Source organism: Grimontia marina, from assembly GCF_900060185.1.
GTDB classification, from domain to species: Bacteria; Pseudomonadota; Gammaproteobacteria; order Enterobacterales; family Vibrionaceae; genus Enterovibrio; species Enterovibrio marinus.
On the sequence record NZ_FIZY01000064.1, the window covers coordinates 1 to 25,538 of the forward strand.

Sequence of the window (25,538 nt, forward strand, 5' to 3'; positions counted from 1 at the left end):
TGCAGTTCTGTCCCGGTGTGACCACTTTTTTCTGCTGGCCTTTTACCGTCCAGTCAGCCCCAATTTTGGGGTTAAGGTCGATATCAACTTCGTCTTCATAAAACACCGGATGGTCAACACTGCATTTCTCCAGCGCCTCACTTATCTGAGCGAGCTTTTCTTCCTTGTCAGGGTCTCGAATATTGAGGGTAGGTGCCGCCCTACGCCAGACGATCCCGATTTTCGGTAACCAACGCCTGACCGTAGAAGCCGCCACTGTACTTTGGAATACATCATTGAGCTGCATCGTTAAAAGCTCTGTACTCCAGCGGCTTCGCTGATAACCGAAATCCTGCGGGGAAAACTGAACCAGAATAGTCAGCATCGCACACATTTCGCTAACGGGAAGCGTTGGCGGTCTGCCAACAGGCAAAGCGTGCAGGGCATCCATACCACCTTGAGTAAACCAGTCAATCCACCTACCCACTGAGGAGCGGGCTGCACTGATAATACGGCAGACATCGACAATCGTTTTGCCTTCGTGGAGTTGCATGAGAGCAATAAGTCTGCGGGCATAATCCTTGTCCTTGGTAGTCTGTATCGCTTTTTTCATCCTACGACGTTCGCCACGAGGTATCGGTGCTATGATGGCCATCACTCAGTCCTTTTGTCGGTATGTTTCGGTTTGGCGATTGATCAGATCGCACAAAGCGGACTGAGTTTCTCTTATCTTTGAGATCTACTATTAGGAACAGCTATTTAGTGTTTCGGCAGTAGACCTGACCAACTGGAAAGCGTTTGAAGGCCAACCAAACTACAACTACCTGACCAAGCAATCAGGCTGGTCACACAAGTGGGATGCAAACGCGGAAGTGCCGTATGCAGTGAAAGGAAAATATTTCTTGAGCTATGACGATCCTGATTCAATTCGTAAGAAAGCGGAGTACATCGTCAACAACGAATTGGGCGGCATCATTGTCTGGCAGGTTCATGGTGACATTCAGTGTGAGGGCACTTTCGTGAATTACGGCACCAAGCTGAAGCAATGCTCCAATCTTCGTTCGCCGTTAGCAGAGCAGATTGACCAAGTGTTCAGTGAGAACGTGATTCCAAACGAATCGCCGGTGCTGGTTTTGCCGGGTGCTCAAAACGCCGATAGTGGAGCGGTGATTAGCTTTACCGTGTCAGCGACTGACGCAGACGGTGATGCGCTGTCGTTCACTGTTCATGGCGCAGATGTCATGGACAACGGCGATGGCACCGCGACTGTCACCTACAAGGCTCCAAACACCGGTGTTGATCTGACTGACACCGTGACAGTGGTTGTGTCTGACGGCCGTAAATCTGACAGCGGTTCAGTGACGGTGAATGTGAAAGGTTCAGGTGATGTGGTTAACACTGCACCAGTACTGACTGCACCAGCATCTGTTTCTGTAAAAGCAGGCGAAACCGCGGTGATTGACCTTTCAGCAACTGATGCCGAAGGTGATTCTCTGACGTTTACTGCGTCTTCGGGAGAGCTGGTTCAAACAGGTAACAGCGCAACAGTATCTGTGGCGACAGTAGACTCAACAGAAAACAGCGTGGTTGACGTCGTTGTCACTGTGACTGATGGTGCAGAAACTGTTGAAGCAACTGTCGTTGTGAATGTTGAAGGTAATACGCCAGTAGACAGCAACTGGGATCGAAACAAGGTCTACAATACTGGCGAGAAAGTGACTCACAACGGCGTTGAATATACTGCTAAATGGTGGACCAAAGGCGAGGAGCCGGGAACGTCAGCAGTATGGGAAGCGTTTGATGATGGTTCAGCAAAAGACTGGAGCGCTGACAAAGTCTACAACGGTGGTGATGTTGCTACCTATGAGGGTAACACCTATAAAGCGAAGTGGTGGACGAAAGGTGATGTACCAGGATCTACTTGGGGTCCTTGGGAACTTAAATAGCCCTTGTAAGTAAAATAATGAATCTTAAGTTTAAGGCCTCATAAAATGAGGTCTTTTTTGATCAAATTCTTACTATTTTGATTGAGCGTTTCGAAAACAAGATATCGTAAGTTGTGTAACGTATTGAAAAGTGGGGATGAGTAAACCTTTGGAGGTGAGATGGTTTTTATGTGTCGCTGGTGCGAAGACAACTCATTGGTTTCCGTATTATATTACTCTTATACCTAAAACTACTAAGCACATGGAACAGCAAACGGAGAGCAATCATGCCTAACACAAACCCATGCCCTTTTCACAATGCCGCTGGCGGCGGTACTACAAACCGAGACTGGTGGCCTAACCAACTGCGCCTCGATATTCTTCATCAACACTCGTCTGAATCAAATCCACTGGGTCCAGATTTCAGCTATCGCGAAGCCTTCAGCAAGCTTGACCTCGAAGCGTTAAAGCAAGATCTACATGCCCTGATGACTGACTCTCAAGAATGGTGGCCCGCAGACTTTGGTCACTACGGTCCTTTGTTCGTGCGTATGGCTTGGCACAGTGCGGGAACATATCGTACTGCCGATGGTCGTGGTGGTGCTGGCACAGGTAACCAACGCTTCGCGCCTGTGAATAGCTGGCCGGATAACGGCAACCTCGATAAAGCCCGTCGTCTACTTTGGCCAATCAAACAAAAATATGGGCAAAGCATTTCATGGGCGGACTTATTAATCCTTACCGGTAATGTGGCGCTTGAGTCTATGGGCTTCAAAACCTTTGGATTTGCAGGAGGCCGAGAAGATATCTGGGCTCCTGAAGAAGATATTTATTGGGGGCCGGAAAACACCTGGCTGGACGATAAACGCTATTCCGGCGAACGTGACTTGGAAAACCCACTGGCTGCCGTACAAATGGGTTTGATTTACGTCAACCCAGAAGGCCCAAATGGCAACCCAGATCCTCTTGCTGCAGCCCAAGATATCCGTGAAACATTCGCTCGGATGGCAATGGACGATGAAGAAACAGTCGCATTGATAGCTGGTGGTCATACGTTTGGTAAAACCCACGGTGCAGGTGATGCTGCGCTGGTGGGGGCAGATCCGGAAATGGCACCGCTTGAGGCACAGGGTTTTGGCTGGATTAGCAGCTACGGTTCAGGTAAGGCCGGAGACGCTATCACAAGTGGCTTGGAGGTAACCTGGACACAAACGCCAACCCAATGGAGTAATTATTTCTTCGAGAACCTGTTCGGCTTTGAATGGGAGCTGGAGAAAAGTCCAGCAGGTGCGCACCAATGGATTGCCAAAGACGCGGATGGTGTGATTCCTGACCCGTTTGATCATGGTGTAAAACGTCTACCTACTATGCTGACGACTGATCTTTCGCTGCGTTTTGACCCGGCCTATGAAGTAATTTCGCGCCGGTTTATGAATAATCCGGAAGCGTTTGCAGATGCTTTTGCCCGGGCATGGTTCAAACTCACTCACCGTGATTTGGGGCCACGAGCCCGTTATCTTGGCTCAGAAGTACCAATAGAAGAGCTGATTTGGCAAGACCCTGTTCCTTCACGTGATTACGATTTGATCGATGACGCTGATGTCGCGCAACTGAAAGGCAAAATCGGCGAATTAGGGATTTCAGTGTCTGATCTGGTCACAACGGCATGGGCTTCGGCGTCGACCTTCCGTGGCTCAGACAAACGCGGTGGTGCAAATGGTGCCCGAGTTGCTCTGGCACCGCAGAAAGATTGGCAGGTTAACCAACCTCAGAAACTTGCAAACGTGATTGCAAAACTGGAGGGTATTCAGCTTGATTTCAACGGCGCTCAGACAGGTAGCAAACGAGTATCGTTGGCAGACTTGATTGTGCTGGCGGGTAGTGTGGGTGTTGAAAAAGCTGCGCAGAATGCAGGTCATACTGTATCTGTACCATTCACCGCTGGCCGCACCGATGCATCCCAAGCGCAAACGGATCTAGAATCATTCGCCGTGCTCGAACCGCAGGCGGATGGTTTCCGCAACTTCCAGAAAACCAAATATGCGGTTTCTGCAGAAGAGCTGTTGGTTGATCGCGCGCAGTTACTGACGCTGACAGCGCCAGAAATGACAGTACTGGTAGGGGGCCTTCGTGTGATGAATACCAATGCAGGTGGAGATTGCCACGGTGTATTCACTGAACGCCCTGAAGCACTGAGCAATGATTTCTTCAAAAACCTGCTTGATATGAGTGTGGAATGGAAACCGCTGAATGGTGATGATGTATTTGAAGGCCGAGACCGCCAATCAGGTGCACTTAGATGGACTGGGACCCGCGTAGACTTGGTGTTTGGATCTAATTCTCAACTCCGTGCTCTGTCAGAAGTTTATGCCACGCAAGATGCGGAGAAGAAATTCGTCAGTGATTTTGTTGCAGCTTGGTCAAAAGTAATGAATCTTGATCGTTTTGATTTGTCTTCATAATCAGAAACAAAGCCGCTGCCCAGACAGCGGCTTTTTATTATTGATACCTGTGCGTCCCAGTGAACTTGTTACTAAGTGATTGAAACTGAGAATCGTCAGAGGGTTTCAGGATACTTGCCTTTACTGATACACCTATATTGTGCTTGATTGAAAGCATCGCTTTCATTTTTAATCACTTTGTCTGGTGCACCTATGCTCGTTCGTTACGCAGTCGCTCTGTTTGTCTTACTGATCTCCGGCTGTGCTTCATTTCCTAAATCACCAACTCTGACGCCCGATCCAAACTGGGTATCTGCAACCCTTCCCAATGGTATGCGTTACCACCTCTATCCGATCGAGGGGGAACAGATTGAACTTCGCCTGATAGTGAATGTGGGGAGTTTAGATGAGGAAGATAATGAGCGCGGCTATGCGCATTTTATCGAGCATATGGCATTCAATGGCACCAGACGTTATCCCAACAACTCAGTGTTTGAAGAGTTTGCACAGGTGGGTGTGGAGTTTGGCCCTGATATTAACGCAGTGACCGAGTATGGGCGAACTGTATACCAACTCTCATTGCCGGATCACAAACGTCTACCTGACGCATTGGACTGGTTTCGTGATATTTCGGATGGCATGACGCTTGACCGTAACGAAGTGGCAGGTGAAGTTGGGGTAATATTTGCGGAGTGGCGACGCGATAATCGCGAAGATACTCCATGGCCATTAAAACTCTATGATGATCTGATTGATGACAGCTTATATATCGACAGGGATCCGATAGGTACCGAATCGACACTTAATCGAGTGACAGCGGAAAGCCTGAAAGCATTTTATGACAAGTGGTATCAGGCAAATCGTATTCAGTTAGTGGTGATTGGTGGGTTTGATGTTGAAAATGTGAAGGTAGAAATTGAAGAGGAGTTTTCTTCACTTGGTACAGAAAGCACATTGCCAGAGCCTTACAGTATTCTTCCCGTGGATAGAGATACACAATACCCACTAACGCTATACGCTTCCCAAGGTGAATCACCCGCCTTGGTGGTCAGCTTCAAAGATGGTGAGGACAAATACCCACAGACACTGGCTGAGCAGAGGGATCTTTGGTTGCGTTGGATGGTTCTTGACGCTGTTCAACTTCGCTTGGAGGAACAGTTTGAAAGGGAAAATCTTGCCCACAACGGACTGTATTTCAACTTCGGCTTTCTGCCAGGGTGGAAGGTGTATGAACTGAGCGTTGAGTTCAACGATATCGATCGCCCCTATGTGCTGGACTCAGTTGCCCGGAACATCGCATCACTTCGTGATCACGGAGTGACCTTAGATGAGTTTCTGTCTCTTGTAGAGCAATATGAATCCAGAAATTTCTTTCACGAAGACCAACTTCCGATAGAAGTCGCTGAGAACGTATATAACGACTTCTACTACAACCGTTTGCCACAGAGTCGTTCAGAACAAAACGATAACTTCAACAAATTCCTTGAGGATATCGAACTCGACGATCTTAACCGCGAACTGACTCGCCTCCTCAAACCTTCCAACCAGTCTCTGACAATCGTATACGGCAAGGGGGAGTCTATCGCCAATGCTGAAAAACAGCGTGATAGCTATATGAATACTGTTGTAAATCAAGGCGAAATAGTGAAGGTTTCGTATGCGGAAGTACAAATTCCACAGCCTGAGCCGTTTGTGACTGTGACGGAAGATGCGATTGAAATGGCTGAGAACATCTTTCGCTGGAAATTACCGAATGGCATGCCAGCACTCTATTACAAAATGGACGATAGCGACTACGAAACGCAGGTCGTACTCCAGGCTAAAGGTGGTGTGGCAGCCATGTCTACCAAGGAAAGAGCTGCGCTAGATCTGCTGTTCGAAACTTATCGCAATGGATCAGTGGGTGAGGTGTCATCAAACGATTATTCCCACTATTTAGAATCGCTGGGAGTGAATATTGAACCTCAGGTGTACGGAAATAGCCATAGTGTTTCAATGTATGTTCCGACAGAATACTTGTTGGATGGTCTTAACGCGTTGCGCTATCTCGTTGAAAACACCACGCCAAGTGAAGTGGCATTTGAGCGGGAAAAGGTGCGGCTGATTGAGCGAATAAATATTGCCCAGACATCCCCTTATGAAGTCTTCGACCGTGCTTCACTTAATTTGATTTACCCTCCACCTTCCTACGAATCACCGCTGACGATTGAAGACTATGAGTCGGTTACATTTGAAGACGTGACATCGCTTTTTAACAAGCTGTTTGGTGATATGGGGTATTTCAGTGTTTACGTTGTTTCAGATGAACCATTATTGGCTGTTCAGGGCGTAGTGACAGCGCTTTTGGGTAACCTGAAAACGACCCGAGAGAAAACGGAAGTGAAATCACTGATCTACAACCAGAAAGGTGGAAGGGTAGTTAAACATCTATCTCCTGAAGACCGGACTTACGTAGAGCAGGTCTTCATTCGTAGTTCAACGCCTCGCACAGTGGATTCGGTATTTGCAGAAGATTTGCTCAACCGCGTATTGCAGACACGCTATAACCAAATTGTAAGGGAAGAGTATTCGCTGTCGTATGACCCGTTTTTCTCTTCTTGGACATGGGATGGAGAGTCAGTGGTTACCACCACGATGACAGCGCTGGTTTCTCCGGATAAGGAGAAAGAACTTGAGTCACTATGGCCGAAAATCAGGAAAGCGTTGACCAAGCCAGTGACGAAAACAGAGCGTAACAATGCGGCTCGCCAACTGATTAAAGATTGGTATGAATCCCAGACAGACCCTCAATTTCTGGTGGGGAGTATCGCCCGCTATGACTTGTGGGGTTATGACCTGGAAGGGTTGATTTTCCCGGAGCAGGTGATAGAGAGAATTGATAACAAAACCTTGTCAGAGATGGCTTCAGTACTGTTTGATGATGCAGCCTTTTTTGAAAGTATCTTAAGGCCGATTAACGCTGACTAGCCACGAAAAAACGCGCCTAACAAGGCGCGTTTTAAGTGTTCTTGCTGAGACATTCTGAACTGAAGGAAATTATTGGGCTTTTTTAGCGCCAAAGTACTTTTCCAAAATCTCTGGCGTCAGCTCGCCTTTTTCTTCCAGCGCTTTTAGTTCAGCAACGATTCGCTTTTGCTCTTCCATCGAAGGCAATGGAATATCAGGTTCGCTTTCTGGCGCATCTTTCATCAGGTTTTCTAAGTCGATCATCTTGTTACCACCCAAATTGCGTTTAATCGTATTTTAATGAAAAAGTGAGGAAGCTATCAAGGCCGCAGCGCGCCTATTGTTGCTTCCCTTAATATTAATCAATTTCTTGTGTTTTACAGCATTTTGTAACACTGTAACAAAGATACCCAAGTAAATTGATTCCCTTTCGCATTAACTTCTTCAACAGAAAGAGTGGGATAGAGGGTAGGTGCTGAACATTTTGGCGTGTTCAGGCTGATTTGACTCGACATCTTTCGATGGAAAGCCAACTGACAATAATAAGAAATAAGGAAGTGTAACTATGTCAGATATTCTTGAAGTCTATGTAACAAACGCTTTTGTGGCTGACAACCAAGGCGGCAACCCTGCTGGGGTTGTGATAAACGGTGACGGGCTGACCGTCGCACAGATGCAATCCATCGCGGCTGAGCTTGGCTACTCTGAAACCGCATTTCTTTCTCCTTCAAAAAAGGCGGACTACCGTGTTCGCTTCTTTACGCCTGCCGAAGAGGTTGATTTCTGTGGTCACGCAACCGTAGGCACTTTCTCAACGCTTTTTAAAACAGGAAAAATTGAAGCAGGCGAGTACAAACAGGAAACCGGTGCTGGGGTGCTTGGTGTAACAGTAGCAGAAGATGGCCGAATCAATATGGAGCAGGTCTTGCCCGAGTTTGGTGAAAACTTCAGCGAGGAAGATATTGCGCCGCTACTTGGACTTGCGGCAGAAGACATACTCGCGACGGGAATGCCAATTAAGGCGGTTTCTACTGGGTTGTGGGATATTATCGTACCTGTCGATGATGAGGCAAAACTGCTCACTATTAAACCTGACCAGAAAGCGATTTCAGCGTTTAACCGCAAAACCAATACCGGCGCGATTCATGCGTTTGCCCTGACGCCGACAGAATCAGACATATCTGCTCGATGCAGAAACTTTGCTCCGGCATTAGGTATTGATGAGGAATCAGCGACAGGCAGTGCCGCTGGTGCTTTAGCCTCCTATCTTCACATTTACCAGGGTGGAAAATACCGTTACCTGTTTGAACAGGGTGAGGTGTTGAACAAGCGCTCCTTACTTTGGGCAAGTGTCGAGTCAGTAAACGACAAGATAAGCGCGGTGTTTGTTGGCGGTTCAAGTGATAAACCCATACGAATTCCCTACCGCTTAGAGGAAGAAGCGGTTTAACCAGTAAAAGGAAGCTGAAAGGCTTCCTTTTTTTCATCCGTCTATCAACATTCCAGTCTCCTCGGTGTGTGACTTATTTAGCGGAAAAAGAAGGAAAAATGCGGTTTTTGGTCTAATTTTTATAGAGGATTCTTAATTGTAGGATTGACCCCGCGTGGCCGAAGTATTTTTCTCTTGTCAGCCGATTTTCGATAATGACCTCCAACATTGGGGAAGCGAGCTGCTGTTTCGCGAAGGATTGGAGAACAAGTTCCCATCAATTGATGAAGATACCGCTACGTCACGAATTCTTAGTGCCAACTTCCTCGCGTGTGGTGGTAAACCCGATAACACTCGGTACATCGTCAGTTTTGGCGAGTCGTCCTTAATGGACGAAATTCCGCTTTCAATGCCACCTCAACATCTGATCATTGCTGTCACCGACGAATGTCTGCCAACTCAGGAGATTGTAAGTAAGTTGCGGACTTATCGCACAGAAGGTTACCGCGTCCTGATGGATGGAAAAGCCATGACCAATGAATGGCGAAATCATCTTGAGCTGGTGGATATTTTCAGTATTAGTATGGAACGTTCAAAGCCTTCAGAGTGGGAAGGTGTGGTTTCTCAATACTCCCAACAAGTGTTTCTTGCAAGAAAAGTCGAAAAGCAGGAAGAATTGGCTGCGGCTCAAAACTGTGGCTTTGCCCTGTTTCAAGGCTATTTCTTCGAAAAACCTCAGATTAAGCGCTCCGAAGATATTGCACCTTCGGTCATGTCCTTGCTGGATGTGTGCATCATCATCAACCGTAATCCAGACGACATCGACACACTGACCAAAATCATCTCCAAAGATGTATCTTTGCTCTACAAAGTGGTTGCCAGTGCAAACATACTGGCAAAGACTAAAACTAACAAAATTTCGAATCCCCGTCAGGCAGTGGTTTATCTTGGCGTGCAAGCGCTGCGTCGTCTGGTGTCATTGCTGATCATGACCAACCTTAATCACCAACATGCCCACCAATTGCAAAGTGCTTCATTAACTCGCGCGACATTCTTATCGATGCTGGATACTACCATCCGCGACTTTGATAAAGATGAAGCCTTTATTGTCGGTGCGTTCTCCATGCTGGACGTCATGTTGAGCAAGCCAATGGAAGACATTGTGGGCGAACTCGATCTTTCCAGTGACGTTAAGCGTGCTTTAATTTCTAAAGAAGGGGTTTACGGACAGTTTCTGTCACTATGCCATGATATTGAACACGCAAACTGGAATGGCTTGGTACATTGGTGTAATCAGCTAAAGCTTAATGATAAAGCGGTGTTGAAAGAATACGAACAGGCTCGCAGTAGTACCGCGGACATAACTTCCAGCATGCAGGTATGACGCTATGCTGATGATGCGGACGAAACTTGCAGTAATTCTAGTTGTCAGCGGCACACTGATCCTCAGTGTGTTTGGCGTGTTTAACTACTACAAAACACACGATCGTCTATATGGCGAAATGGATTTTGAACTTCAATCTATCATTGCGCGTCTGTCTTACCGGCTTCCCGCCCAGATGTGGAACTACGACTTTGATTCGGTGACCAAGGATTTGGAGAGTGAGTCGCTTTCCCGCTTTGTTTACCGAATTGAAGTCATTTCTAAAGATGACAACTTCCGTCATATTACTAGGCCCAAAAGCGGAGAATTCAACAATGAGTTTCGTCTTCGTAGCATTCCTTTGATTTATGATGAGCTAGACGAAGAAACCAAAGTTGGTGATCTCATCATCTATGAAGATCCAAGGCCGATTGAAAGCACGCTGACGTCAGAGATTGTCTCTGGTATCGCGCAGGTTTTTTTGCTCGACTTGATGATCATGTTTTTGATCTGGAAATATGCTCGGGCTATTAAAGAGATAGAGTCCAGTAAGAACTACCTCAATACTATCATTCACAGCTACAAAGACGGTCTTCTGGTGCTCGGTGAAGACCACGAGATTTCGACATTGAATGAAGCGGCGAGACGGATGTTTGAGCTTGACGATGTACCGTTGGAAAAAGTCACGCTTTCAAGAATCATTGCCAAGGTAGTACCTGATTCCCGTGCTTATTTTTCTCAAGCACTATATGGCTTCAATACCAAAAGTCTGAATTATGAGTTGATAAGAAGTAACGATAGACAGATTGTTCAGGTACGTTCTAACAAGATTGAGGTTAACGAGAAACCCCTCCAGGTTGCGATTATCCGCGATATTACCGAACAGCATCTAGACAAAATCAAAGTGTCTAAAGGTGCAGAACTGTTCTCCGCGGTTAAGACGTTACAAGATAAGTTCCTGATAAGTGACGATTTTCATAATAGCTTCCGTGAAGTGCTGAAAATCCTTCTGAAGATTGGAGAAAGTAATCACGGGATCATAGTTGAGCTCGATTATGAAGCGCAAAACAATTATCGTGTTCTCGCCCAAACACGTTTGATTGCCAATGGCTATGTGTCAGAAGATTTTGTCCGCAATGTGGTCATGAGAGTGATTGATACCCAAAAGGGTGACAGAAGCCTGCAACTTGCAGGGCTGTCTGCAAATAACGGCAAGCTCATCATTAACTCGCTTAGCATGCCCCTTTTTCTATCAAACCAGTTGGTGGGTGTGGTATGCCTGTTTGATGAATCGACCAACTACGACGAAGATCTGGTGTCTTGGCTTGAGCCTGTGCTATCGAGTTTGAGTGCTATGGTCAACTTCGTTCGCCAGAAAAAGCTTAATGATCTCATTTCAGAAGAAATGGTCCGAGCGAAAGAAGACGCAGAACGGGCCAATGAAGCGAAAACTAACTTCCTCGCTATGATGAGTCACGAGATTCGCACGCCGATGAATGGGATTGTTGGGATGTCTACCCTGCTGAAAGAAACAGACCTCAGCCAACAACAAACCTACTTTGTCGATACATTGGTTCATTCATCCAATGCCCTGCTCAATATCATTAATGACGTTCTCGATTTGACCAAAATTGAAGCAGGCAAAATGCGTTTATTAGAACAGGAATGTGAACTGCCTGATTTGGTCCATGATTCGCTGGTGGTTTTCCACGCAAAAGCGGTGGAGAAGAGCCTTCGACTGCACTGTTTGATTGAACCAGAGCTGCCACATTGGTTAATGCTGGATCCAGTGCGCTATACACAAATTATCCTGAATTTAGTTGGGAATGCACTGAAGTTCACCAAACATGGTTCGGTGATGGTTCAGTTGAGTTTGGTTAATGTCAACGGACGAGAGCATGTCAGACTTGAAGTGAAAGACTCCGGTATCGGTATCCCAGAGGAAAAGCTTCAAACGATATTTGAAAACTTCACCCAAGTTGATAATTCCTACTCCCGTTCTTATCAAGGAACAGGTCTTGGGCTGCCTGTTTGCCGCAAATTGGCTGAGCTAATGGGCGGCACGATTAAGGTTGTGAGTAAAGAAGAGGTAGGCACGACGTTTACCGTTGATGTGCCTCTAATAATGGTAGAGGGAAAAACAGATCCCTTACTAGCGAAGCTGACATTGAAGCCGGAGATAGAAAAAATGTCAGCGATGGTCGTTACTAAGGATGGTCAACTTTACTCGGTCTTGAAAGCTTATCTTTCTAATGTGGGTATCGAGGTTGAGCAGTGGTCGGGAGACGAAGTCTCAAGCAGAGTGATATCTGAATCGACACTTTTGTTTATTGACGACAATATGATCAGTGAGATACGTTCGGCGATTCATCATGCGGGCCATTCCATATTGATTAGCCACAGTGGTGTGGTTGATGAATTTGGCATACCGTGTTTAATTAATCCTATTAATCCAGACGCTCTGATAAACGCGTTGTCTGAGGATTCGCCCATTGATGTCGAAGTGACTGAAGTCGAATTGGATGGGGTACGTTTCGATGGGCTAAATGTACTGATAGCGGAAGATCACCTAGTAAACCAAGACCTGATGGTATTGGTGCTGAACAGTCTAGGATGTCAGTCAACCTTGGCCGACAATGGTCTTGAAGCATTGGAAAAACACCGCGCTGATCCATTCGATCTCATTTTGATGGACTGCCAAATGCCTGAAATGGATGGCTTTGAAGCCACCCGTCATATCCGAGATTTCGATGGGAATGTTCCAATTATCGCTGTCACAGCTAACGCACTTTCCGGTGACGCAGAGCGTTGTCTTGACGCAGGAATGAATGCCCATTTGGCAAAGCCCTTCACTAAAGAAGCATTGGTTAACTTGATGATGCTTTATTTATCAGGAGATAAAGCAATATCGAGCGCAAAAGGTTGGGTGCCTAACAACGACGTTACTAAGCCATTAACAAAAGCACAGAGAGAACCCTCAAATTCATCAGCGATTGGTTTGGAAGACTGCTCCACATTTGATTTGGACCAACTCAAAGACCAAGTAGGAGACAGTGAAGAGATACTGCTTCACATTCTTACTAAGTATCTCTCTACCCAACAGGCAGATATGGAGGCGTTGCAGAATGCAGTGACGTCTTCGAATCTTTCTGGAATTAGAAAAATTGCACATAGAATGAAAGGGGCTGCTTACATGATTGGCGCAAAAGATCTGGCGGATTTGTGCCTTTCTATCGAAAAAGATAACGGGGAGGGGCTCGATATCATCAAGGAAAAATACGACCAACTTAACGTTAAAACAGCGGAGATAAAACGCGAAGTTGAGAGTCTGACAGGGACTTAATAACGACTTAATTCATGCTCAGGCAGTTGAGGGTTCATCACACAGGGTTCTTAACTGCTTTTAGCCATCTCAATGTGCAGACTTCTTCGTTAAATCCCACGGAAATAGAACGACTATTCCTCGCCTCAAATTGAAGGCAGTTAGGCCCCTGAATACAAGCATCTTTAGGTTGTTTGGGTAAATCTCCCAAATGCATGACTTGCTGGTCTTGTCATAAATGCTACCGGCGATTTTTTGAGCGACGCAAACCATGGAGTGCGGCCATGAATTAAACAATATCAGTGGCGTTGCTATCCCTTTACCTTGCCGGTTGTAGTGAAGAACCCCTATACCCGATACTTATTTCGGAGCATTCCGATCAGTCATTTCGGGATTATGAATAGGCAGCGTGACCATAACAGTCTAAGAATAGTTTGAAATTCGGAAGTTTTAAGGAATATGGTGAGGTGCGCAGTGAGAGAAAATATAGCCCTGTGGTGTGAGGGCTATTTTACGAAGGAGGTTTGGCTCATTGGCCTACTGGTCGCGATCACTTGAACCTTTCTATTCAACAGGCTTTGTGTAGCATTCGAGTCTTTTTCAAATCTCAAAATCGAGGTGGCGAGCTCAGTACTGGCTAGAATAGAAAGCGTCTCGCCTAGCTCCAGTTTTGAGTTAGTGCGGCTTTGCTCTCGTTCGTTTGGATTTATCTGCACCACCTTTCTGCCTAGAAAGTTCCCCTTCTTTACAGACTCAGTCTGGTTATTGCTCTCGATCCAATCGATAGATAAGTGCCTTTGTGTTGGTTGGATACCATTGCCATTGGACATAGATTACCTAAACCCTTAAATCCGAGCACTGCAGTTGAGGTGGCAAAGTTTCCATGTCGATGTGAGCTGACAATAAGTCTTCCCAAGATTCGCTCTGTGTGAGCAGCTCAGCCAGTGCTTCTTCAAACAGTTGGTAGTCGAGTGACTCTGCGTGAAGCAGTCTATTTAAACAAAGTTTGTGCCTGTGGTTATCTAAGCTAAAAAACAGTTGATGCTCAGACCAATGGTAGTTGAATGCGGTAAAAGAGCGGTAAAGGTCAGAGTCTACAATCTGTAGATCGACGATCTCAGCTTCTAGTTGAAGCATCCCCGCCGTTGGGTGAAAAATCACATGCACTCTTAAGTTGTCATCAAAAGCTAAGCCCAATTCGTCTTCAATCAACTGTAAATTAGGTAACCCTATTTGATGAGAAAATTTAAGCAAAACCTCATCTACGATTTGGCGCGCAGACATAGAAGTCATCCTTTTTAGAACTATAAGGATGAAGTTATGGTAAGTGTATTCTGATGTTTATCAAAATTGGTTGGTTTTTTTTATATTACCGTTTTCTATAGCAGTGAATTAAAGATATTAGCTACGTTTCTTATGACCAACCCATATAACCACTGTATATATAATGACCAGTTGTATACCTGGTGCCAATATCAAACTTTACATTGGGAGGGGGGAAGTTATTGTAATATTATTCTTACTTTTGAGATTTGATGCTTTATTCTTTAAGAAGTGTATAAAATATGTGTTGATCTTATATGTATTTTTGTAGAAGAATTGAGAATACTTATTTTCAATAAAAAGAAAACTAGATAGAGCATAAAGTGAAGCCTAATTCTTCGGTTTTATTACTAAGTATATTTCTTTTGAGTGCTTGCACTCACACCAATTCCTTAGATGGCGGGTTTGCGAGTTCCTCCCAATCTTTGCTGTATGGGTGGGTGGCTTTCGATGATTACATTGCGCCCTTGAGTACATCGGTTGATATTGATGTGTGTCAAGTAACCGGAGAGCGGTGTATTACTGTGGCAAAGCAGACATATCAAGGGGTTCATCTGCCTGTGCAATACTCTTTTGTTATTGCGCCGATACAAGCAGGTAAGGGTGAAATGAAGATTCGCGCGGTGTTACGTTCTCAAGGGGAAGTCAGAGCCAGCAAAGAAGAAAGTTATATTTTTACGCAAGGCAGAGTACATAAGGACTTAAAGCTAGAAACTAACGGTAATAACTAGAAAAGTAATCGTTTTCATTTTTTCTTTTTTAATAAAATTCAAGTTAAATGATGAAAATAACCCAGTGATTAAACCCTGGTTATTAAATGGTTTAAGTCATCGATTCAGTGCTTTTTTATATTAATGTTAGTTGCAATCACTGCAATTTTTATGTTTATATCCATATTTCAATGAAGTCGTCTAGATAGAATGGTTTAAAATAAACCTCCATTTTTTGTGGAAATGTCAATAAAAGTGAGAGTAGGCTTAAACGTTAGTACTTTCATTTGTTCCTATATAATAATGGCTTTGGTTGCTTGATTATCACTAGTTATAAGTTGAAATTAAGTGAAATATTATTAACTTGTCGAGATGTTTTTCAAGATTATTTCTTTACTACCGCCGGTAGTTTTTGCGCTATTGATAATTTATTCGGGAGTGTGGTCGTGCTATCGCGAAAAATCCATAGTACTTGTTACTATGAAAAATACGATGAAGTTTTTCATTCTCGCCAGTCTCACATTGTTGTTGTTCACAATGGACAATTGCGAGTTCAGACGGGGGATTGCACGTTAGATGTCGTCGCTGGTTGTGGGGTGTATCTCTCTCAAGGGGATTACTTACTAGAATACACGCCAGTAGATGGTCAATATACGGCGTCAGTCATCGAATTCGACAATGAACTTGTCAGTCAATTTTTGCAAAAGTACAGTGATTTACTGATGTCGCTACCAAAAGTTGAGAACGTTCAGTCTGGATTGTTCCCGTTTACTTTCAATTTGTTGATAGAGCAGACCTTATCAGGGATGAAGACGCTAGAAGAGCAGTCTTATCCTGACACTATCATGCGCTTAAAATACGAGGAAATGCTCATCTTATTGCTCCACGGTGAGCAAGGTGAGAACCTGTATGCGTTATTATCACAGCTAACCAACAAAACCTCAGACCGACTGCGTCGCTTTATGGAACTCCATTACCTGAAAGAGTGGAAGCTTACCGACTACGCTCAAGAGTTTGGTGCGAGCCTGACGACGTTTAAAGAGCTCTTTAATGAGCACTATGGCGTCTCTCCTAGAGCGTGGATCAGTGAGCGCCGTTTGCTGCATGCCCATAAGTTATTGCTTACCAGCAAAATGAGCATTGTCGACGTCGCAATGGAAGCGGGCTTTTCTAGCCAATCTTACTTTACGCAAAGCTACCGACGCCGTTTTGGAACGACACCAAGTCGTGTACGTTCTGGGGATGAACAAGTCACAATTGCTAAGTGAAATGTCTGACGACTAAAATTTTCTGACTAATTTTGAAAGGCATCAACTGGCGTAAACTCTATTATGCTCAGCGTAACAACGAACAAAACTATTACCTCTACTTCCTTCTGGATTGTTCGAAGTAGATGCGGAGAACAACACCAATGAAAAAGCTGCATTGGCGACGCCGTTCGCTTTTTCCTAACAACATTGTGACGCAAAGGAAGGTCACTGTATTGCAGAGAGGCGCAAGATACGAAGGTTTAACACAATCATCGCAAGTGCCCAATGTTGTTAATGTCAATCACCGACAACTTCTTAGTGAAGACGTTCTGAATTCAGAACAATTGTCTTTGCTGCAACGTTTGCTTGACCGCAATGTCGTTGATTGCTTATGTGCAAGCCAAGTGGTGAAAACCTATCAAAGTTTCGGCACCTCTTTAGACCGATTTGCTATGCGCCTCTTTCTCGAGGTGGGTGGGCAACTGAGTGACAATCATATGTTGAGGTCTTTTGAGCAAAGGTTGGATTACATTAACAGCCGATTAGGGTTTCGCTTCAATTTGGCGTTCCCTAAAACGCTGATCCTTTCGATGTATTTCACCCTAAATGAATGGGTTAACCGAAAGACAGATCAGACGGTGCTGCATGACAACATCAAGCTTGAGCAGTTGATCAATCAGCTGAGTATTCAAAAAGACTACTGGTTGAGACTGTCGACAGAAGAGCACAGTGCGATTTTCGCAGAGCAGCAGTTGGCACTGATTCACAGCCAGCAGAGTGAACTGTATGAGCAGCTTGATGTTCTCAATGGACAACAAAATCAGGCGGTTGAATCCCACCGAATGATGGTGGAAGAGTGGAAGCAAATGCTTGATAAGCTCAAAGGCCTATCTCACTACGGTGAAACATCAGATAAGTTTATCTCTGAATGGAAAGTCTGGTGTGGCGAAGCTCGAGTACAAGCGCCTGAGCTCAACGACGTATGGGACGCTTGTGACCATGTTTACAGCGACTTAAATGCGGTTGCGAAGATTTGGCAGTGGTTTCAAGACATGCAAACCGTTAGCAATGTGGATCACTACTATTTTGATATTCAGAGTAACCAGTGCGGTCAAGCTTGTAATCATCTCAGTCAGATTTAAATAGAGCTAAATATGTTAGATCAAGTGATGAAGTCCCTCGCGGCAACGCTTGGGGTTGGGGATTTTATTGCCTCAAATAATGGTTCTTATGATATTGAAGTCGACCAGATGCTGCTTAATATTCGGCAGCATTCATCATGGGTCTTGTGGGAAACCGTGCTCCCATTTCAGTTTGAACAGTGCCTCGATTACCAAAAAGAGCAGGCACTCAAGCATTGTATGCAGCTCTCTTTGAAGACAGTGCGCGACACGAGCAGCATACTGACGGTGAATGATAACGAGCAGTTGATTGTGCAAGGAAAGATGAACATGGAAAGCGCAACCACAGAAGCATTGTGCGCCCAACTCTCCCAGCATGTAAATTCGGTGGAGAAGTTTAGTGGTGTGCTAGAGCATCAACGCGTTAATCATACCGTCAACCACAGTATTTGGATTCCATAATGCTTGTGGTATTGAAAAAACAACTACGCCGACTTTTTTGGTCTGTTGTATGTGCTTTGAGTTTATTGGCGGTATTGCCCTTATACGCATCAGAGTTGAATTGGCCTGATCAACCGTTTCGTTACTATGCGGACAACGATTCTTTAAAAGATCTATTGAATAACTTTGGCGCTAACTATCGCGTTTCGGTGTCGGTCAGTGACAAGATCAATGATCGAGTCAGTGGTCGGTTTACGCCAGAAGACCCAGCCAAGTTTCTTGATTACTTAGCGCAGGTCTACAACCTGATGTGGTATTTCGATGGCGCGGTGTTGCATGTTTACAAAGCGACGGAAACCCGATCACGATTGCTACAGCTTGAACTTCTGACCGCCCGTGAACTGCGCAGTACTCTGATATCGACAGGTATTTGGGACTCTCGATACGGTTGGCGTGCAGCAGACAACAAAGGGCTGGTTTACTTAGCGGGTCCGCCTAGATACGTTGATCTGGTTGTGCAAACTGCCGAAGCGCTGGAAAGCAGATTAGTTCAAAAGTCTAACTCCACTGATGAGCTTTTTGTTGAAATTATTCCTTTGAAATATGCCTCGGCGACGGACAGAGAAATCACTTATCGCGATCAAGCGGTGACTGTGCCAGGTATTGCATCGGTATTGAGCCGAGTATTGTCGGGTGTTCAAACTCAGATCAAAGCAACCAAAGAGAGTGGAGAGACGGACATTAATACAGCCGCAACCGCGACGAAGAATGTTTCTGTGCACGGCGGAGCGTCGGTAGAGGCAGAGCCTGGGTTAAACGCCATCATAGTGCGTGATACGCAAGCACGCCTGCCTTTGTACCGCAAGTTAGTCGCTCAGTTGGATCAGCCACAGTCACGAATCGAAGTAGCACTCTCGATTGTCGATATCAGCGCGAACGATTTGAGCCAACTGGGTGTGGATTGGCGAGCGGGTATTGAGGTCGGTAACAACAGTATTTTAGACATCAAAACCACGGGCGACGTTGGTAGCGGTGATGTGACGCTAGGTAGCGGGCAGACCTTTAACTCACTGCTTGATGCGACCAACTTAAACTATTTGTTGGCTCAAATTCGTTTGTTGGAATCTCAAGGTAGCGCTCAAGTCGTGTCTCGACCGACTTTGCTAACTCAAGAAAACGTTGAGGCGGTCCTAAACAACAGCAGCACGTTCTACGTTAAGTTGATCGGTAGGGAAACAGCAGCGCTTGAAGAAGTGACCTACGGCACCTTACTTCGAATCGTCCCACGCATCGTCGGAGACCGATTTGTTGAAAGGCCTGAAATCAACCTGAGTTTGCATCTTGAAGATGGTGCGCAAATTCCAGATGGCGGTGTTGATGATGTTCCATCTATCCGCAAAACAGAGATCAGCACGTTGGCGACCGTGAAGCAAGGGCAGAGCCTACTCATCGGGGGCGTATACCGTGATGAGATCAGTCATCAACTGCGTAAAGTGCCGTTGTTAGGGGACATCCCATACCTTGGTGCCTTGTTTAGAAGTACGACCGATACCACAAGAAGAACGGTGCGTATGTTCATCATTGAGCCGAGAATTGTTGTCGATGGAATTGGCGACAACGTGCTTATCGGTAACGAATATGACTTACGGTCGAAGCTCGGCACCTTGAACAATATTTCAAACAACAGTGCAGTTCTGAAATCTGTACTTGCGCTCTACAGCTGTACATCTCAAATACAAGCGGAGCGTCACCAGCAAGACCTATTGTCACAGGGGAAGTCTTCGCTTTTATCGAAATGCGAGCTGCCTTCAGGGCAAAAAGGATGGCGATTGCAAATCAAAGAGTGTGATGGCTCAGAGAATCATTGCGTTCGACCATTAGAGGAGCAGTAACCTCAATGCAGCAATGGAAAATTCGTATTCTCTCTGGTGTTCATGCCGGAGTAGAGGTGACCTTACCCAATGATTCATTGGTGTTGGGTAGCGATGATTTTACCGCCGATCTTGTGTTGACCGATTCGGACATCAAGGCGAGACACCTTGTATTGGTATGTGATGGCGAAACCGTATTACTACGTGATTGTGAAGAGGTCTCGATCAATAATGAGAGCGTTACGGTTGACGCCAGTGGGTTGGAATTACCGCGAAACGCCTTGGTTTCGGTTGGCCGCTTAACGTTTGCGGTTGGGCACCTTGAAGACGACTTGGTCATCGATATCGCGACGGAGGCCGCAGATAAACAAGCGGCAGCGGTCAGCCATAAACCTTCATCAGGTTGGAAGAGAACGGTCTTGATCGGCTTGATGTGTAGCCTGATCCCAAGCGTAATCTTTGCCGGTGTTTGGTATAGCCAAACCCAAGCCAGCGAGAGCGATGCCATCACGGAAGCGGAGCCTATCGTTTTGGTGCGCAATATTCTGAGCGAGCTGAAACTCGATGATGTGAGGGTTGAATGGAATGCCACGGCAAGACAAGCAGCACTAGAAGGCTATGTCGAAGACAGAACCGCAAAACTGCAACTGCTGGGAAGAATAGATGCGCTAGGGGTCAACTACAAAAGTGACCTGCGAACCATGGAAGAGATTCGTCGCGGTGTGAGCTTTATCTTGCGTAACCTCGGCTATCACCAAGTCAAAGTTGAGAATGGTGAAGAGACCGGAACGCTGCTCTTAACGGGGTACATCGATGATGCGAGCCGTTGGAGCCAAGTTGAGCAGATATTAGAACGGGATGTCCCGGGACTGGTCGCTTGGAAGGTTGAACTGCAAAGAGCGGGAGCCTATATGGATACGCTCAAAGCCTTGCTTGAAAAAGCTGAGTTATTAAAGAAAGTTCAGCTGGTGACAAGTGGCGATCGTATCGAAGTACGCGGTGAGTTGGACGATATTGAGACTACTCGCTTCTATGGCGTTACAAGGGATTTCCGTGAGCAGTATGGTGAGAAACCTTATTTGGTTTTGAAGTCCATCCCTAAAGTAAGCAAGGGAACCAACATCGATTTTCCGTTTCGCAGCGTGAACTTCGGCCAAGTCCCTTATGTGATCCTTACGGATAATATTCGCTACATGGTTGGGGCTCGTACCCCTCAAGGCTACCGTATCTCTAGCGTAACCCCAGAAGGGATAGAGCTCGTGAAAGGCGGACGAGTGATTACGATCAACCTAGAGTATGAAGGTGGAAATACCAATGACAAATCTTGAACAACGACTACAAAGCGAATCAGGTCATGAACAGAAAGAGGCAATCCTCCTCAAGTTCGAGCAAGCGCAATCCGCAGTAAAGCGCAAGCTCGATCATGGCTGTTCTCCCCAACAGTACCAGGTGCTACTCAAACAGCATGAGGCATATCAAGCGGCCTTAAATGTGATCCAAGCGGTTTAAAGTAATAAACGAAACAGGCGAAATTTATGTCATTTTACGATGCGAGTAACAGTGTTTACCTTGATGATGTTAAAGCAAAGCTAGAGGCTCAGGCTAAAAAAGCGAACGAAGAGGTAAATCAAGCAATAAAAAACCTCGAAGAAAACGCCGATGACCCTTCAAAACTTGCTGATCTACAGCACTCTATCAACAAATGGTCTGTGGTGTTCAATATCAACGCAACTACAACTCGTGCAATTAAAGACGTGATGCAGTCGATTCTGCAGAAGGTGTAAGTTATGGAAAAAGACATGCGTTTGCTGTTGGCCGAAACGGCCCTAATGGCAACGGGTATGCATCGCCACGAAGAAGCTGAGATCATTGCGTCTTGCATCGAATCCCAAGAGGATACCAAAGAAGCTGTGGCAATGATTCGCTCTATGAGTTTGATGAATCGGGGCCGCTATGAGGATGCTCATCGTTTTCTTGAGCCGCTATGTACTGATTACCCTGATTTAGTTAGTTTAGCGGCGTTAGCGGCAGGTAAAGCTGGGCTAACGAGCCGCGCTGAATCTTGGCTGGAGATGGCTTCAAAAGGTAGTGCAGAAAATCAAGCCTTTGCAATGAGTTTCTCTAAGGATATCAGGAACCTTTAATGAAGGTTGAAAACAACGCCATCAATTACCCCCTTGGTCAGGTTTCACAGCCACCCAGAGCCGAACCGCATGAGGCAAACAAGATGAGCCGTTTGATGCTTGAAAGTGCATCAGACAAGAGCACATCGCCAGTACAAAAAAGCACTGATATCGTCTCTCAATCAGAGGCTAAAGTGACGGTAATCAAAGAGTGGTATGAAGTGCTCAAGAGTTCCGGAAACTTCAGCTCAACAGCCCTTAGCCGCTCACTTGACGGAGCATTCACCTCTCCTATCAAGCAAAAAGAAGCACTGTGGTATGCCTTCAACCAAGAAAAAAGTGTTAAGGGCACTGATAAAGGGTCACCCACATTATTGGTATTGTTAGAGCAAGAGTTATTAACCACCTTTTCAGGGCGTTTAATTGCTGAGCCGCCTAAAGACCGTCAGGAACTCAAAGTGATGCTCGCGGAGCATTACTCACTTGGAGCAGAAAAGGAACAGGCACTTTGGCACAGTTGGGCTGAGTTGAAAGACATCCCTGATCAAGAACCATTGTTAGACATGGTTCGAGAAGAGTTGAGCTTTGTCATACAAAGGAACGCAATGCTCAAGAACATATTGACTTCCAGTCATAAACTCGACCTTTCATAGGAACGCATATGATCAATACTCAGTACACCGAAGTCATGCATACGAGCCTCGAGCAAGTGCAAGATGCCCAAGCTCAGGGTGGGCTTAGCGAACGTTTCGAGCAAGCGATGTTGGCTCCGGAAGGAAACAATGGTTTAGAAGGTGGTTTGTTAGAAAACATTAGCGAACTGAAAAATACCATCGATAACGCAAAAAGCAGTTTAACCGACAGCATGAAAATGGTCGGTGACGATCCTACCCAGCTTTTGCAAATGCAATGGGCGTTGACTCGAATTACCTTTCAAGAAGAGCTGATCGCCAAGACGGTAGGCAAAACGACGCAAAACGTAGAAACACTATTGAAAGCACAATAGCCATGACAAAAGCAGTAGTCACAATAAAAGCAATGCGTGCCGTAAGCATGTTACTGGTTCTATTTTTGGTGGGTTGTCAGACCGAACTTTACACAGGTGTGAGCCAGAAAGAAGGCAACGAAATGCTGTCGATCTTACTCTCTGCAGGTGTCGCCGCCACCAAAGAACCGGATAAAGACAACACTGTCAAGTTGATGGTGGATAACGCACAAATTGCGTTTGCGGTTGATGCGCTTAAGCGCAAAGGTTACCCAAGAGAGCAGTTCTCGACACTAAAAGAAGTCTTCCCGAAAGACGATCTGATTTCGTCTCCGCTTGCTGAGCGAGCGAGACTTATTTACGCGAAATCGCAAGAGTTGTCGTCCACACTGTCACAAATTGATGGTGTGTTGGTTGCTCGTGTTCACGTGGTACTCGAAGACCAAAATCTTCGTCCTGGTAAGCGTCCGACGCCGGCATCGGCATCTGTGTTTATCAAACATGCAGCGGATATCGCGTTGGATTCTTATGTCCCTCAAATCAAGCTGTTAGTAAACAACAGCATCGAAGGGCTGAACTACGATCGTATTAGCGTAGTGATGGTGCCATCTTCGGAAGTTCGTGTGACGTCTCAAGGCAATCAATTCGAAAGCATTCTTTCGATTCAAGTGACCAAAGACACTGCTGGCCATTTGATTGCTATCCTCGTTTTCTTGGTACTGCTGATCATTGGCTCTAATGCAGCAACGTTTGCTTGGTGCCGCAGGAACGTGAAACGTGGTTAATTCCGAAACGCCGGTTTCCCAAATTCAGCATCAGTTTAATTATTGCCCTTGCAGTTATATCGACGAAAGTTGGGTAACGGAAAAACAGCCTTGGTTATTAAAACTCCAAGGCTGGAGAGAGCAGGCGGCCATCAATCAGTGGTGTATTGAAGACTGGGCGTTGTCGCCAATTGCGGATCATGCCTTTAACCATTCATACAACAGTCTGGTTTTACTGCCTGTAGAGGTAACAAACCGACTGCTGTTGATGATTGGCGGAATCATGCATTGCCAAGCGATGCGCCAAGTGGTGCTAAAGCAACCTAAACAGTGTCTTAATCAGGTCTTTGGGGTGGATGAAACGCGCTTTTTAATCCAACAAGGACCGATGATGATCTCCAACTGGCCCAGCGGTTGGCAAAAGCCACTGCCAACCAGCCTCGATGAAAAAAGCTTTGAAAAGGCAGCCCGAGAGCTGGGCTATTTATGGGTCACGTTCTTACTGGCGAAGTCACCACCAGAGCTAGTTCAACGATGGCAGTTCAAGGTCGATCGTCAACTCACGCTGACGGATCATAGTGCAGATTGGTTGGATGACGCGAATCACGACCTCGCATATCGACTTATCAAGAAAATCGCAAAGCAGGTAATTCCTCAATGGTTTCATTTGTTGAAATAAAAACTGATAACTTGCAATTGGCGCCGGGCTTAAAAGTGCTCAAAGCAAAAGACTATGTGAGTTACTTAGATTCGCAGCATTTGGTTGAGGCAGCGCATTCCAAAGCAGAGAGCATCATTGCGAAAGCGGACGAAGCCTATGAGTTAGAGAGGCAGCGAGGTTATCAGGACGGCATCGATGAAGCGAAGACCGAGAATGCAGAAACCATGCTGGCAACGCTTGCTCGATGCAACGAATACTACCTGCAGGTCGAGCAAAAAATGACAGGCGTTGTGCTCGATGCCGTCAGAAAGATCATCAACAGCTTTGATGATGTGGATACCACCGCAAGTGTGGTGAGAGAGGCGCTTCAACTTGTCAGTAATCAGAAGCAAGTGATTCTGCATGTACACCCAGAGCAGGTTACTGAAGTGCGGGAGAAGGTTTCCTTCATACTCAGTGATTTCCCTGAAGTGGGTTACGTTGATGTCATTGCCGATGCGAGACTCAAAAACGGCGGCTGCATACTGGAGACTGAGGTCGGTATTATTGATGCGAGTATCGACGGGCAGTTACAGGCGCTCAAGCAAGCTATCACCAAGCAATTGAGCGAACGCCAGCAGATACAGCCTTAACGCGTTTATTTTTGCTCTCCGGAAGTCCAGCCATGCTGGGCTTTTTTATTTTCAGTGGCTGGCTATTTCTAAATAACTGATCCGAATAGTGCTACATTTTCGCCGTGCCGTGGCAACCTCCCGGGTACGGCGATACGTTATCCATAAAGTGCTTCACCTTCCTGAGCAATTGCCACATATGTTTACACCTGTGATTCCGAGTAATTGTCTCATGGAGAGCATTCCACAATCGTTCTATGACGTTGACCCAAG

23 protein-coding genes and 2 pseudogenes are annotated in these 25,538 nt (G+C 45.8%); 20 read left to right on the forward strand and 5 right to left on the reverse strand.

The features are described 5' to 3' along the window. Nucleotides 1-634: IS630 family transposase (locus GMA8713_RS21925; RefSeq protein ID WP_157515677.1), on the reverse strand; the 634-nt coding region annotated here is incomplete at its 3' end. A gap of 112 nt (nt 635-746) precedes the next feature. Between GMA8713_RS21925 and GMA8713_RS21930 the strand changes: the two are divergent. The 3 genes and pseudogenes from GMA8713_RS21930 to GMA8713_RS21940 form a co-directional block, all read left to right on the forward strand. Then, a pseudogene (locus GMA8713_RS21930) lies at nt 747-1,925 on the forward strand (carbohydrate-binding protein); the annotation flags it as partial. Between the two features lie 266 nt (nt 1,926-2,191). Next, complete coding sequence (gene katG / locus GMA8713_RS21935) at nt 2,192-4,366, forward strand: catalase/peroxidase HPI (RefSeq protein ID WP_062714270.1); 2,175 nt, start codon at nt 2,192-2,194, stop codon at nt 4,364-4,366. A 192-nt stretch (nt 4,367-4,558) separates the two neighbouring features. Then, nucleotides 4,559-7,312 carry a M16 family metallopeptidase gene (locus GMA8713_RS21940; protein WP_062714272.1) on the forward strand — a complete coding sequence of 918 codons (2,754 nt, stop codon included), beginning with the start codon at nt 4,559-4,561 and terminating at the stop codon, nt 7,310-7,312. Nucleotides 7,313-7,381: 69 nt separating this feature from the next. Here GMA8713_RS21940 and GMA8713_RS21945 read toward each other — a convergent pair whose 3' ends face one another. Continuing rightward, nucleotides 7,382-7,555, reverse strand: a complete 174-nt coding sequence (locus tag GMA8713_RS21945) for a restriction endonuclease subunit S domain-containing protein (protein ID WP_062714274.1) — start codon at nt 7,553-7,555, stop codon at nt 7,382-7,384. A gap of 301 nt (nt 7,556-7,856) precedes the next feature. On the opposite strand from GMA8713_RS21945, the gene GMA8713_RS21950 reads away from it, so the two are divergent. From GMA8713_RS21950 to GMA8713_RS21960, 3 genes are all read left to right on the forward strand, one after another. Continuing rightward, nucleotides 7,857-8,741, forward strand: coding sequence for a PhzF family phenazine biosynthesis protein (locus GMA8713_RS21950; RefSeq protein WP_062714276.1), 885 nt, complete (start codon nt 7,857-7,859; stop codon nt 8,739-8,741). A gap of 154 nt (nt 8,742-8,895) precedes the next feature. Next, on the forward strand, nt 8,896-10,104 hold the full coding sequence (locus GMA8713_RS21955; protein WP_062714278.1) for an EAL and HDOD domain-containing protein: 1,209 nt from the start codon (nt 8,896-8,898) through the stop codon (nt 10,102-10,104). A 4-nt stretch (nt 10,105-10,108) separates the two neighbouring features. Then, a complete protein-coding gene (locus tag GMA8713_RS21960) occupies nt 10,109-13,426 on the forward strand; it encodes an ATP-binding protein (RefSeq protein ID WP_062714279.1) in 3,318 nt (1,105 codons plus the stop codon). A 485-nt stretch (nt 13,427-13,911) separates the two neighbouring features. On the opposite strand, the gene exsE2 is transcribed toward GMA8713_RS21960, so the two are convergent. Both exsE2 and GMA8713_RS21970 read right to left on the reverse strand, forming a co-directional pair. Next, entirely contained in the window at nt 13,912-14,235 is a 324-nt protein-coding gene (exsE2, locus tag GMA8713_RS21965; protein WP_062714281.1) for a T3SS regulon translocated regulator ExsE2, read from the reverse strand. Nucleotides 14,236-14,242: 7 nt separating this feature from the next. Beyond that, nucleotides 14,243-14,689: a CesT family type III secretion system chaperone gene (locus GMA8713_RS21970; protein ID WP_062714283.1), complete on the reverse strand. Its 447-nt coding sequence runs from the start codon at nt 14,687-14,689 to the stop codon at nt 14,243-14,245. Nucleotides 14,690-15,051: 362 nt separating this feature from the next. On the opposite strand from GMA8713_RS21970, the gene GMA8713_RS21975 reads away from it, so the two are divergent. The 14 genes from GMA8713_RS21975 (at nt 15,052) to GMA8713_RS22040 (ending at nt 25,286) form a co-directional block, all read left to right on the forward strand. Beyond that, a complete protein-coding gene (locus GMA8713_RS21975) occupies nt 15,052-15,459 on the forward strand; it encodes a YscW family type III secretion system pilotin (RefSeq protein WP_062714285.1) in 408 nt (135 codons plus the stop codon). A 425-nt stretch (nt 15,460-15,884) separates the two neighbouring features. Continuing rightward, entirely contained in the window at nt 15,885-16,706 is an 822-nt protein-coding gene (locus GMA8713_RS21980; protein WP_232314522.1) for a helix-turn-helix transcriptional regulator, read from the forward strand. A gap of 143 nt (nt 16,707-16,849) precedes the next feature. Then, nucleotides 16,850-17,830: a T3SS regulon anti-activator ExsD domain-containing protein gene (locus tag GMA8713_RS21985; RefSeq protein ID WP_062714287.1), complete on the forward strand. Its 981-nt coding sequence runs from the start codon at nt 16,850-16,852 to the stop codon at nt 17,828-17,830. Between the two features lie 12 nt (nt 17,831-17,842). Continuing rightward, nucleotides 17,843-18,271: a YscB family type III secretion system chaperone gene (locus tag GMA8713_RS21990; RefSeq protein ID WP_062714289.1), complete on the forward strand. Its 429-nt coding sequence runs from the start codon at nt 17,843-17,845 to the stop codon at nt 18,269-18,271. Then, the gene (gene sctC, locus GMA8713_RS21995) at nt 18,271-20,142 is read left to right on the forward strand and encodes a type III secretion system outer membrane ring subunit SctC (RefSeq protein ID WP_062714291.1); all 1,872 of its coding nucleotides are present in this window, start codon (nt 18,271-18,273) and stop codon (nt 20,140-20,142) included. Before GMA8713_RS21990 ends, sctC begins: the two co-directional genes overlap by 1 nt. A gap of 5 nt (nt 20,143-20,147) precedes the next feature. Next, nucleotides 20,148-21,449, forward strand: a complete 1,302-nt coding sequence (sctD, locus tag GMA8713_RS22000) for a type III secretion system inner membrane ring subunit SctD (RefSeq protein ID WP_062714293.1) — start codon at nt 20,148-20,150, stop codon at nt 21,447-21,449. Beyond that, complete coding sequence (locus GMA8713_RS22005) at nt 21,436-21,630, forward strand: EscE/YscE/SsaE family type III secretion system needle protein co-chaperone (protein ID WP_062714295.1); 195 nt, start codon at nt 21,436-21,438, stop codon at nt 21,628-21,630. Before sctD ends, GMA8713_RS22005 begins: the two co-directional genes overlap by 14 nt. A 26-nt stretch (nt 21,631-21,656) precedes the next feature. Further along, a complete protein-coding gene (gene sctF / locus GMA8713_RS22010) occupies nt 21,657-21,905 on the forward strand; it encodes a type III secretion system needle filament subunit SctF (protein ID WP_062714297.1) in 249 nt (82 codons plus the stop codon). A 3-nt stretch (nt 21,906-21,908) separates the two neighbouring features. Continuing rightward, entirely contained in the window at nt 21,909-22,265 is a 357-nt protein-coding gene (locus tag GMA8713_RS22015; RefSeq protein WP_062714299.1) for a YscG family type III secretion system chaperone, read from the forward strand. Then, on the forward strand, nt 22,265-22,897 hold the full coding sequence (locus tag GMA8713_RS22020; RefSeq protein WP_062714301.1) for a YopR family T3SS polymerization control protein: 633 nt from the start codon (nt 22,265-22,267) through the stop codon (nt 22,895-22,897). The genes GMA8713_RS22015 and GMA8713_RS22020 overlap by 1 nt, the downstream gene beginning before the upstream one ends. A gap of 8 nt (nt 22,898-22,905) precedes the next feature. Beyond that, nucleotides 22,906-23,250, forward strand: coding sequence for a type III secretion system inner rod subunit SctI (sctI, locus tag GMA8713_RS22025; RefSeq protein WP_062714303.1), 345 nt, complete (start codon nt 22,906-22,908; stop codon nt 23,248-23,250). Nucleotides 23,251-23,282: 32 nt separating this feature from the next. Continuing rightward, nucleotides 23,283-24,014 carry a type III secretion system inner membrane ring lipoprotein SctJ gene (gene sctJ, locus GMA8713_RS22030; RefSeq protein ID WP_062714311.1) on the forward strand — a complete coding sequence of 244 codons (732 nt, stop codon included), beginning with the start codon at nt 23,283-23,285 and terminating at the stop codon, nt 24,012-24,014. Further along, nucleotides 24,007-24,672 carry a SctK family type III secretion system sorting platform protein VscK gene (vscK, locus tag GMA8713_RS22035; RefSeq protein WP_062714305.1) on the forward strand — a complete coding sequence of 222 codons (666 nt, stop codon included), beginning with the start codon at nt 24,007-24,009 and terminating at the stop codon, nt 24,670-24,672. Before sctJ ends, vscK begins: the two co-directional genes overlap by 8 nt. Then, entirely contained in the window at nt 24,651-25,286 is a 636-nt protein-coding gene (locus GMA8713_RS22040) for an HrpE/YscL family type III secretion apparatus protein (protein ID WP_062714307.1), read from the forward strand. Before vscK ends, GMA8713_RS22040 begins: the two co-directional genes overlap by 22 nt. A 91-nt stretch (nt 25,287-25,377) precedes the next feature. Here GMA8713_RS22040 and GMA8713_RS27490 read toward each other — a convergent pair. Continuing rightward, nucleotides 25,378-25,538 (reverse strand): annotated as a pseudogene (locus GMA8713_RS27490) (IS630 family transposase); the annotation flags it as partial.